Source organism: Negadavirga shengliensis, from assembly GCF_042652345.1.
Taxonomy (GTDB): domain Bacteria; phylum Bacteroidota; class Bacteroidia; order Cytophagales; family Cyclobacteriaceae; genus Negadavirga; species Negadavirga shengliensis.
In genome coordinates this window covers 110531-121064 of sequence record NZ_JBHSJJ010000007.1, presented here as the reverse complement: position 1 = coordinate 121064, position 10534 = coordinate 110531, and the positions used below count along the sequence as shown (strand labels likewise).

The following is a 10534-nucleotide window of genomic DNA, read 5'->3' as shown; positions in this document are numbered from 1 at the left end:
TTTATGATTACTTTGATTTCCCCCGCCAAAACTTTGGATTTATCAGCCACCGACGTTTCACTTCATACCCAGCCTGAGTTCCAAAAGGAAACAAGTGAATTGGTTGGCATCATGAAGAAAAAAAACAAAAATGACATTCAGGGCTTAATGAAAGTCAGCGAAAACATTGCTGCTTTAAATGAAGAGAGGTACCAACAGTTTGTGGATAAATTTACTCTTTCCAATTCGAAACAGGCGCTCTTGCTATTTAAAGGGGATGTTTACACCCAAATCGATGTTGAGGATTTTTCAAAAGAAGCGTTCGATTTTGCCCAAAAACACCTTCGGATTTTGTCCGGATTATATGGATTATTGAAACCTATGGACCTTATACAGCCTTATAGGCTGGAGATGGGCATTCCTCTTAAAAACAAGAAGGGCAAAAACCTGTACGAATTTTGGGGAAGAAAAATCGCCGGAGCAATAGACAAAGCCGCAAACCATGAGCCGGTGATCAATCTGGCTTCTCAGGAATATTTTAAGGCAGTGGATACAAACTGTTTAAAAGCAAAAGTAGTCAATCCCGTATTTAAAGAATACAAGAACGGGAATTATAAGGTGATTGGCATTTATGCCAAACAAGCCCGCGGGATGATGACGAATTTCATCATCAAAAACCGTATCAATGAGCCGGAGAAACTTAAGACATTTAATGAAAACGGGTATGAATATGCGGAAAATTTGAGCAGCAAAGATGATTGGGTATTTATCCGGTGACCTAATCCTTTTCCCTGCAAAACCAGAAAGCCGGGCAACGTTATTATGGTCCCGGCTTATTTTTTATCCACCGCAAAAACCGGTGGGTTTATTTTATGCCGCTGTTACATTGGCAAGTAAGAAATGAACCAAGTTAAATGTAAATTTAAAAACTGGGTTCGATTCTGATTATCAAAGATTTTAAGTGTTAGGAAAACCCGTGTAAAGGGTGGAACTATAGTACCCCGGGATGAAAACCCCCGGCTCCTATGGACGAATTTATTTCCAAGAACTTTTTTCGTGAAAACATTCAAGAAACGCTAAAAAAGACTACTAAAGGAATTTTTTGATTGGAGCTCAGTGACCGGGCTGCTCAACTTTCGTGTTTTGGTATAGATTATGCAAGTATAATTCTGATCCCGATACTCCTCCGGATCATGATTAAGAAAATCCTACATTAATTTAGATAAGTGATATAGAATGGCTTGGGGAATTCGTCTGACAGCAACGGCCATGCTGATGTATGTGGCTACCTTATTTCCGGCGACCAAAGGCATGGTGATGAGTGCATTTTTTCAGGAACCCGAGCTAAGCGGACCGGATGGTGTATGCCTCAACGGTGCTTTTGTATACGCGAATTTCAGTGCAGGGGGCGATCCCAATGACCGGTATATTTGGAGTATAAAGGACGCCGATGGTTTTGAACTTTTTTATCAGTCAGGAGGGAGTGATGTGGAGTCCATCGAATTTCCCTTTACCTCCATTGGAGAGTTTACCGTGAGTCTCAGGGTAATTCGTGGCGACAACCAGAATTATTATCAGGAGACGAAAACGGTCGCCGTGGAGAGAGGCCCCCGCTTTGTATTGGCTCCGGATGTGGTACTGTGTGGCAGTGAAACGGTAACATTACAGGCCTTGGATCCGGATGACCCTAATTTTTCCAGGTACAGCTTTGAATGGCTTGACACTTCCAACAATGTTTTGGGAACTGAAAATACGTTTGAGACCAACAGGGCAGGCCGATATTATGTAAAGGTGAGTTCCATTGCCTGTGAGGCAGTTGCCTCAACCTATGTAGGGCCATCTATCCAGGTGGAAGTGGAGGCCTCTACCACGGTTGCTTGTCTCGGGGAAACCGTGAATTATAAACCCGACTCACCTTACCTGGCTGAATGGTCCTATCAGATGGAGGGGCAGTCTGAAAGAACTTTCCTTGAGCAATCCTATAATCTTGCCCTGGACACTGACGAACTGGAAGGATTAGGGACTTATACCATTTTTTTTAATGTGGATGATCCCGAACGGCCCGGTTGTTCGGTTGAAAAGTCTTTTGGCTTGGAAGTGAGGGACGCCCCCCAGTTTAGGGTAGTAAAAATAAGTGATGCAGCCAGCTGTGATGACGCGGATGGGGAATTTGAAATCATTGCGGATGAGGCACTTGAATCTGTGACCATAAGTGGCGTAGCGGACGGGGATATCGGCCAAATGGAGGCTAACAGCCGGCGGACCGTTTCCAATCTGGAACCCCGCAGTTATACCGTGACCGGCACGGTGGGCAGCTGTACGGTGACCCGAAGGGTAAATATTGAAAATGAAAACCCGGAAGAGGGGATCCAGTTTAGTATCAGTACATCCCCTCAGGGATGCTCGTCAACGGGCACCCGGCCGGGAAGGATCATCATCGATTTTTTAGGCGCATCCCAAACCGGGAAATACAGGATAGTGAGTGACGATGGACGTGAATACGAAGGCGATTTCCAAAACGAGACGGAGTTGACAGTAGAAGTACCAAAAGGCAATTATACCGTAGAGGTGGGTGATAATAACAATTGTACCAGCGCCTCTACCGGTGTGGAGGAAGTAGAAGGCCCTAATCAGGTTAGTTTCTCTATACCGGATGACCTGACGGTTTGTGAGTCCTTCGACCTGCTGCCCGAAAGTTCCCAGGACCTGGTGTATAGACTAACCCGGCCCGATGGTAGCCAGGAAGATGCCGATGCAGGTGAGACTTTCTTAATCGATGCCTCAGGGACCTACAGGTTGTTAGGTACGCCGGTCGATCCTGATTCTCCATTGTGTCCGAGAACACGTACTTTTGAAGTGACCGTCACCGAACCGCTTGAATTTGATTATTCCAATAGACTGATCAACTGTTTTGGAAATCAGATATACACTGCCGAGCTTTTTGGAAGAGACCCCAATACCGTGATCATTCGATGGATGACGCCGGACAGGGAAATCGTGGGACGGGATGAGGAATTTTTTCCTCCCGGAGTAGGGGATTATTTACTGGAAGTGCAGCCGAGAGCAAGCAGTGCCTGTCCGATTGAGCCCATTCTTTTTACGGTGGCCGTACCGGAAAATTCCGTTGACGTGGCCTTGGAAGGGACGCCATTTTGCGGAGACGATCCATTTACCACACTGACAGCAGAGGTAGAAGACATGGATTTGGTTCATAAAATCGAATGGTTCAAGTTAGACGGCAACGGGGAAAGCGAATGGTTATTTGACCTTGATGATGAATTGTCAATCGATGTGGCGGAGGAAGGTATTTACGAGGTGGTGGTGCGGAACGAGATCAACTGCCGGATGGGGAGCACAGAATATGAGGTGGAACGGTTCGAAATAGCGGATTTGGAAATACAGGAGTCCTACAATGTCTGTGCGGAAGAAAATCTCATCCCAACGATAAAGCCAGGCCTATTTGCATCCTATGAATGGCGGTATGAAGGGGAATTGGTCGGTGAAGCGGATAGTTACCGGCCTTTGACTGCGGGAAACTACGAACTAACGGTGACTGATGCCAACGGCTGCGAGCAGGTACATGATTTTGAGGTAATAGACCGGTGTGAGTCCTTGGTGAAGTTCCCCAATGCCATGATGCCTGAAAACCCCGATAAGGATTTCCGGGTGTTCATTGACCCGGATGTGGATCATGTGGAAGTATTTATTTATCAGAGAACCGGTGAATTGATCCACTATTGTGAAAGCACTCATCCGGATCCCTCAGGACCTGTATGTGTATGGAATGGCTGGATCAATGGGAAAAAGGTGTCCATCGGCACCTATCCTTTGGTGATAAAATACAAGAGCAATGCACTGGGTATAGACAGGGTGGTAAAGGCATCCATCGTAGTGGTGGAGTAGGTATTCAGAACGTGTATCCCAGGTTGAATACCAAACCATAGTCAAAATTGGTGTTTCTGATTTCCAACGGAGGCCTGTTGTCAAAGTTGTTATAAAAATTAATGCCTAAATCAATATTGTTGATGATTTTCCAGTTGATTCTCGTTTCTCCGTCATTTCGGTACCTACCCGACTGGATGAGACCAATAAATAGGGTTTGACTGGTGCTGAAACTTATTTTTGGGCTTTTTAACTTAAAAAATGCGATGTTGAGGATGACAGGGACTTCAAACAGATTGTGGTTCCTTATTCCCTCCGTATTGATTTCCTGATTGATGACCAAACCAGAGGTGAGCGTCCCGACGCCCCTTTTATGTTGCAGGAAGGGAATCCCTGTCCCCAGGCCTTGTTGAAGCCTTCTGTTGATGCCCAGCTGCAGGTTTCTTTGATAATTTGCCATTCCAAATCCAAACCAGTTGGGGCTGAAGTAGTAATTGGAGATCAATTGTAGCCCCTCCCTTTCTCTGTCCCAAGTCCCTTCAGCCTGGGTGATGATGATCGATCCGCGGAGATCAATGTCTAATCTCTCGGTATCGTATTCAAGCAGCAGGTCGCCATTCCACCTGCCTATGTTACTGCTCCTGGTATAACTGTATCCGGCTCCGGCCCTTCCTTCCAGACGTTTGAAAAAGCTCTTGTGGATCAACTGAACATCATTCAGGTTTCTGATCAAAAGTGTCCGTTCTTCATAACCATCATATACTATTACTTTTCCATCATCATCATGTGGTCTGAATACACCCACCACGAATTCTCTTTCGGCGGTCTGTATACGATAGCCATAACCATATGCCCTGAGCGTCTTGATGTTAAGTAAGTCAATCTCTATATTGCCTAAATCATCCCCTTTAAAAAACATGGTCCCGTGCTTGATTCTTTTTATTTCTCCGATCAAGGGTGATTGATTAAAAAGATAGACGGTATCTTTATCCTGCCCAAGGAGACAAAAAGTATTTACCAGCAACAAGCAAAAAGTCAGGTAACTTCTTTTCATGTGACTAAGATTAGAACCGGAACAAAGTAACAAGGATTGTTCCATTTTTCTCCAAAGTCAGCGCTACCGGTGTACCGTGGATCTATTGCCGTTTTAAAGAAAGGATATAAGTCACCATGATTTTGGCGTCTTCTAACTTCAAGTGGGGATGGGGAGTCATTACCGGGCTTCCCCAAGAGCCTGTTCCTCCCGTGATTACTTTCCGGGCGAGCATGTCCAAGTAGACCTCCTGTACAGGGTATCTTTCCGCAATATCCGAAAAAGCAGGGCCTTTGGAACGTTTTTCCCGTCTGTGACAATCGTAACAACCTGAATAAGCAACCAACACTTCGCCTCTGTCTGCAAGCGCTTCCGGTATGGGGTCATTCTCCCCCGGGATTTTTCTGATATAATCCCGAACCCTTTGAGCGGGTTCATCTACGCTGATTCGCTCGGTCTCTTTTTCACAGGAGATCGACAGCAAAATGCACAGCCCCCCGATTAGAGGTTTCATTAATATGTCAGTAAGCATTTTCATGGTTCCTTCATGTGCAAATTAAGTCAATTTTGTCCTAAATTGGGCCGGTTGTTAAAATTTTTGACATTTAAAGGGATGAACGCGATAATCTTTATATTTTTGGTAATGTCGACCTTATTTTGATATACTATGAGAAGCAAATGGAATTTTATTTGGATGCTTTTTTTAGCATCCCCGCTTTGTGCGCAAACCCATTTAAAGGAAAAGATGGATGAAAAAGCCTTAGAAATTGAACCAAAGGTCATCGAGTGGAGAAGGGATTTTCACGAACATCCGGAACTGGGCAATGAGGAGGTCAGGACGGCGGGAATCGTGGCGGCCCATCTTAAAGCTTTGGGAATGGAGGTGGAAGAGGAGGTTGCGGTAACCGGCGTGATCGGCTATTTAAAAGGTGGCAAACCAGGCCCGACAGTGGCTTTAAGAGCCGACATGGACGCTTTGCCGGTGACGGAAAGGGTGGATGTTCCATTTAAATCTCAGGTGCGGACGGTATATAATGGGCAGGAGACGGGTGTGATGCATGCATGCGGGCATGATTCCCATGTAGCCATATTGATGGGTTTGGCGGAAGTACTGGCTTCTATGAAGGAGGACCTGTCCGGTACCGTTAAGTTTATTTTTCAGCCGGCTGAGGAAGGCTTGGAGGATACACAAGCTGAAACCTGGGGAGCCAAGCAAATGGTGGAGGAAGGGGTGATGAAGGATGTGGATGCCATATTTGGATTGCATATCAACTCACAGACCCCGGTGGGAACGATAAAGTACCGATCCGGTCCCGCCATGGCTGCTGTGGACAACCTACGTATTATGGTAAAAGGCCAACAGGCCCATGGGGCATACCCCTGGTCCTCTGTGGATCCGGTGGTCACGGCTTCTCAAATCGTAATGGGCTTACAGACGATTGTCAGCCGAAACGTCAATATCACGGAGATTCCGGCCATTGTCACCGTCGGCTCGATCCATGGAGGGGTAAGGCACAACATTATACCCGAGGAAGTGGAAATGGTGGGGACAATAAGGACCTACAGCGAATCCCAACAGGAATTGATACATAATAGGATCAATGAGGTTGCTTCAAAAATAGCCGAAAGTGCGGGTGCAAAAGCTGAGGTGGGGATCAAAAAAATGTATCCTGTTACCTACAATGATCCCGGCCTTACGGAAAAGATGATTGCCACGCTGGAGAAAGTGGCGGGCCAGGAGAACCTGGTGCAGCATGATCTGGCCACCGGGGCGGAGGATTTCAGTTTTTTTCAGAAAGAAAAGCCGGGTTTGTTTATCTTTCTCGGAGGCATGCCCAAGGATGGTGATCCCAAAAAAGCCCCTTCCCACCATACGCCCGACTTTTACCTGGATGAAAGCGGTTTTATTCTCGGCGTGCGGGCACTGGGGCATTTAACCCTGGATTATTTGGGAAGCAAATAACGAAAACTTCGACGATAGGCCAAGGGTAGGTAGGGGAACCTTGGGATATAAGTTTGGGAATGGGACTGCCGTGCCCTGTCTTGGCGGCTAACCGGTGCCGGTAAATTGACTATTTCTTTGGAGGATTTGATATGAAGTTTTATCTAACATAGGTAAGTAGTCCTTTCTTATTGAATAACAGGTGGTTTCAATGCAACTTTTATAAAATAGTATAGCTCCCATTGAAAAATAACTAAAAATTAAAGTAAATTGATGATTTATCTATAATTTTATAGTTTTATAGTAGCACTTTTAGGTTTAAAAACGTATTAATACTAAAGAAGCGCGTTAAAGTCCTAAATTTATGACTTCCATGGCGGATGAAATAGGAGAACGAAAGCCATGGTTATTTTGGTTGTGGATATAAGATATCATGAACAAGTGAATGCCAAGCCAGCAAACATTTATGATTTTTAATATAATTCTTTAAATGTCTACTATTATGGAAAAAAGGGTTTACAAGCTTTCTGTTTTTCTCCTAATGGTTGTCTTTTCGCTGAATGGATGGGCGCAGGAGAATTTGATTTATGAGATGGTGCAACAGGAAAAAGCAAAAGGGATGAGTTTCAGGGAAATCTCAAATGCTTTTAAACAAGCTGCAACGGTCAAAAGCCGCACAGATCATTTTATTAATTCGGAAGAAGTCTTTTTTTTCGAATATGACCAAAGCTTTCTGATGGAGCCGCTTTGGGAAGGAATATTTTTATCGGTACCCATACGGCAAAAGGTTCTACAGCTTGAGCTTGTGGAAGTACCTGCTTCCTTTTACAGTTATAAGGTGACTACTAGCGAGGGAGAGGAATTGTCTGCTGACCATAGCGTACGGCATTACAGGGGTATTGTAAAGATCCGGGCAGTATTGCGGCATTTAGCTTTATGAAAGGGGAAGTCATGGGACTCATCGCCACAGACGAGGGAAATTTTAACCTTGTTTGGGATCCCTCAAGTGGAAAATATATCTTATACAATGACAAAAACTTAAAAGAAAAATTGATGTTCGAATGTGAAGTGGAAGGGGACAAAAGATTTCGTTATAATGCCAATGTATTACAGCGAACCTCAAAAACAGCCATCCAATCAGAACATAACTGTGTCCGGTTTTATTTTGAAACAGAGCATGATATCTTTCAGGCAAGAGAAAGTGTGGAGGGTGTGGAAGGGTTTATTACTGGGTTATATAATCAGGTAGCACTACTCTATCAAAATGAAAACATCGAAACGGCAATTTCAGAAATCCATGTTTGGACAACTCCAGACCCATATACAGCGACCAATACTCAAGATCTTTTAAACCAGTTTCGAGCAGAAACTACTGCTATTAATGGTGACTTGGGACATTTGTTAACTTTTAGGCCTGTGGGAGGGGGGAGAGCAGCGGGCTATGATGGCATTTGCAATTCGGATGTGAATGCAAGATTGGCTGTATCACGGCTAAACAACAACTATCAGCTGGTTCCTAACTACAGTTGGTCAGTTTTGGTGGTTACCCACGAGTTTGGTCATCTAATGGGATCTCGACATACCCATGCTTGCGTATGGAACGGCAACAATACAGCTATAGACGGTTGTCACAATTGTCAGGAACACCCAGACCCTACAAATGGAAGCTGTAACAATTGTCCTCAACCACCTACTCCTTCTGGAGGGGGAACAATAATGAGTTACTGCCATACTTCCGATAATCCCGGTATAAATTTTAACCTCGGTTTTGGTCTCCAGCCAGGTAATGTAATCCGTAACAGTGTCCATAATGCCACGTGTCTGTGCGAATGTTTTTCTGGATCCATTTCTGGCTCGTCCTTATTGTGTAGTTCTTCTGTATACAGTTTGAGTTCGGTTTTACCTTCTGGTGCATCCGTAACCTGGACAGCGAGTCCTGCTGGTGCGGTAAACATCACGGGTAGTGGTACTTCACGTACCCTGACGCCTGTAGGTAACTTTAATGGTCACGTTACTCTTAAAGCGACAGTGACGGGCTTGTGTGAAGATATGGAAATCCGGAGATTTATATGGGTAGGACCTCCCAGTGATATGTTGATAGCCGCCGCATCACATTGGGGACCACCAGCCCAAAGAAGGATTGATCCTTCCACTACTACCTTTGCGGAAGCCGCTTATGATACGGTGAATGTAAACAGGGGGAATTACCACCTGTTGGTGCATGGCCTGCAGGAGTACGAATGGGAAATATGGGACCATTCCAACTGGAATATTTCACCCCAGTGGGGCGGGGGACCACCTGACAATGCCGATGTGGAAATCGATTATTGGCATTCACCGCAGCCCGCCCAACAACGTATATATATTCGGGCTCGTAACGCCTGCGGTTGGGGCTGGTGGCGGGAAACATACTGGGATGTTATAGGTGGTTGCAGCTTCTGTGCCTTTACGGTATACCCCAATCCCGCTTCCGAAACAATTTATATCCGGTTGGACAGCGAAAAAGAAAAGGTATCGATGGTCCAATCTGAACATTATACCATAGAGATTTACAACGAAAATGGAGATATTGTATGGGAGAAAGAGACGGACAGTAAGGAAGAAAGTATTTCCACTACGGGCTGGAAGCAAGGTGTCTATTATGTGCGTATCCATCATCCCGAAGGGGAGTTTGCGCAAAGGGTTGTTGTCAGGCGTTAAAAAATTTAGTTGTAGGGACTCGTTTTCTCCAACCCCCTGTGACCCTGTATCTCTTTTTAACTATTGGTTGCTCGAAGATATAGCGAACAATACAGAAGGGACTTGTATAGTTAATGAACTATTGAAATTGTCAGTCATGAAACCGAGCATGACGTAAACGGCACACACAGAAATGATTATAATTCCTGCGAGCCTGCCCCGAACTTGTTTCGGGGCAGGCTATCCCGACCTGTGGTGTGGGATAGGTTATGATCAATGAAAACAAATTATAGACATATGAAATCGAGCATGACGAGATCGTCACAAACTGGGATGATTATAAAACATGCGAGATTCCATCTGACCATTGAAAAACAAATTATAAACAGATGAAATCGAGCATGACGCAAGCGACCCACGGAGGGATGATTATCTATCATGCGAGATTTCATGCCTGCATGCTGAAGTGCATTACGGCACGCAAGCATGTGACCTATAAAAAACAAAATATAAACCATGAAATACATCTTTGCAGCACTATTAGCCTTCATGATATGCTGCTGCACGGCGTGCAGCGAGGCAGAGGAGCCTCATATGGAATGTGAGGTGGAGCCCGTGGCGGGTGATGATAATGATGTTACCGGAACCTGGAAACTTGTGATAGGGGAACATGTTTTTGACCCGGCTGCTCCCAGAATGGAAGACTATTCCTGTGATAATATCATCTATCATTTCCGGGATGACGGCCTCCTCTCCATCTCAAGTGATGTTGAGGATCATCTGGGAGCATTTGGGGATGGCCAACCCTATGAGTTAGTCGAGGATACCATATATGCGACTGACGGTTTCCTACTGAAATTGGGTAGTGGTAGCAGTACTATAAATTACCTTTGTTCTATTTTGGAGGGGGTGATGGAGTTGGATGATAGACCTCTTGAGGGTCCACTGCTTACCCTGGTGAGGGTAACGCAGGAAGCAAGCTAGAATAGTTGAGGACAATGTCGTCGAACAGATAAGTT

General features: G+C 45.1%; 8 protein-coding genes. 6 read left to right on the top strand and 2 right to left on the bottom strand.

Annotation, left to right across the window (positions count from 1 at the left end; all coding sequences use genetic code 11):
* Positions 1–3: 3 nt before the first annotated feature.
* Both yaaA and ACFPFU_RS13600 read left to right on the top strand, forming a co-directional pair.
* A complete protein-coding gene (yaaA, locus tag ACFPFU_RS13605) occupies positions 4–756 on the top strand; it encodes a peroxide stress protein YaaA (RefSeq protein ID WP_377065312.1) in 753 nt (250 codons plus the stop codon).
* Between the two features lie 459 nt (positions 757–1215).
* The gene (locus ACFPFU_RS13600; RefSeq protein ID WP_377065311.1) at positions 1216–3882 is read left to right on the top strand and encodes a hypothetical protein; all 2667 of its coding nucleotides are present in this window, start codon (positions 1216–1218) and stop codon (positions 3880–3882) included.
* Between the two features lie 4 nt (positions 3883–3886).
* Here ACFPFU_RS13600 and ACFPFU_RS13595 read toward each other — a convergent pair whose 3' ends face one another.
* Positions 3887–4915, bottom strand: coding sequence for a DUF481 domain-containing protein (locus ACFPFU_RS13595; protein WP_377065310.1), 1029 nt, complete (start codon positions 4913–4915; stop codon positions 3887–3889).
* Positions 4916–4997: 82 nt separating this feature from the next.
* Complete coding sequence (locus ACFPFU_RS13590; RefSeq protein ID WP_377065309.1) at positions 4998–5408, bottom strand: c-type cytochrome; 411 nt, start codon at positions 5406–5408, stop codon at positions 4998–5000.
* Positions 5409–5561: 153 nt separating this feature from the next.
* On the opposite strand from ACFPFU_RS13590, the gene ACFPFU_RS13585 reads away from it, so the two are divergent.
* From ACFPFU_RS13585 to ACFPFU_RS13570, 4 genes are all read left to right on the top strand, one after another.
* Positions 5562–6857: an amidohydrolase gene (locus ACFPFU_RS13585; RefSeq protein WP_377065308.1), complete on the top strand. Its 1296-nt coding sequence runs from the start codon at positions 5562–5564 to the stop codon at positions 6855–6857.
* 481 nt (positions 6858–7338) lie between these two features.
* Positions 7339–7776: a hypothetical protein gene (locus ACFPFU_RS13580; RefSeq protein ID WP_377065307.1), complete on the top strand. Its 438-nt coding sequence runs from the start codon at positions 7339–7341 to the stop codon at positions 7774–7776.
* Positions 7773–9536 carry a zinc-dependent metalloprotease gene (locus tag ACFPFU_RS13575; protein WP_377065306.1) on the top strand — a complete coding sequence of 588 codons (1764 nt, stop codon included), beginning with the start codon at positions 7773–7775 and terminating at the stop codon, positions 9534–9536. The genes ACFPFU_RS13580 and ACFPFU_RS13575 overlap by 4 nt, the downstream gene beginning before the upstream one ends.
* Positions 9537–10031: 495 nt before the next feature.
* On the top strand, positions 10032–10499 hold the full coding sequence (locus ACFPFU_RS13570; protein WP_377065305.1) for a hypothetical protein: 468 nt from the start codon (positions 10032–10034) through the stop codon (positions 10497–10499).
* The last annotated feature ends 35 nt before the right edge of the window (positions 10500–10534 follow it).

What these genes read in the sequence shown, in the direction of transcription:
- ACFPFU_RS13580 (WP_377065307.1), top strand. Translation starts at nt 7,339, where the DNA reads ATGGAAAAAAGGGTTTACAAGCTTTCTGTTTTTCTCCTAATGGTTGTC.
- ACFPFU_RS13575 (WP_377065306.1), top strand. Translation starts at nt 7,773, where the DNA reads ATGAAAGGGGAAGTCATGGGACTCATCGCCACAGACGAGGGAAATTTT.
- ACFPFU_RS13600 (WP_377065311.1), top strand. Translation starts at nt 1,216, where the DNA reads ATGGCTTGGGGAATTCGTCTGACAGCAACGGCCATGCTGATGTATGTG.
- ACFPFU_RS13570 (WP_377065305.1), top strand. Translation starts at nt 10,032, where the DNA reads ATGAAATACATCTTTGCAGCACTATTAGCCTTCATGATATGCTGCTGC.
- ACFPFU_RS13585 (WP_377065308.1), top strand. Translation starts at nt 5,562, where the DNA reads ATGAGAAGCAAATGGAATTTTATTTGGATGCTTTTTTTAGCATCCCCG.
- ACFPFU_RS13590 (WP_377065309.1), bottom strand. Translation starts at nt 5,408, where the DNA reads ATGAAACCTCTAATCGGGGGGCTGTGCATTTTGCTGTCGATCTCCTGT.
- ACFPFU_RS13595 (WP_377065310.1), bottom strand. Translation starts at nt 4,915, where the DNA reads ATGAAAAGAAGTTACCTGACTTTTTGCTTGTTGCTGGTAAATACTTTT.
- yaaA (WP_377065312.1), top strand. Translation starts at nt 4, where the DNA reads ATGATTACTTTGATTTCCCCCGCCAAAACTTTGGATTTATCAGCCACC.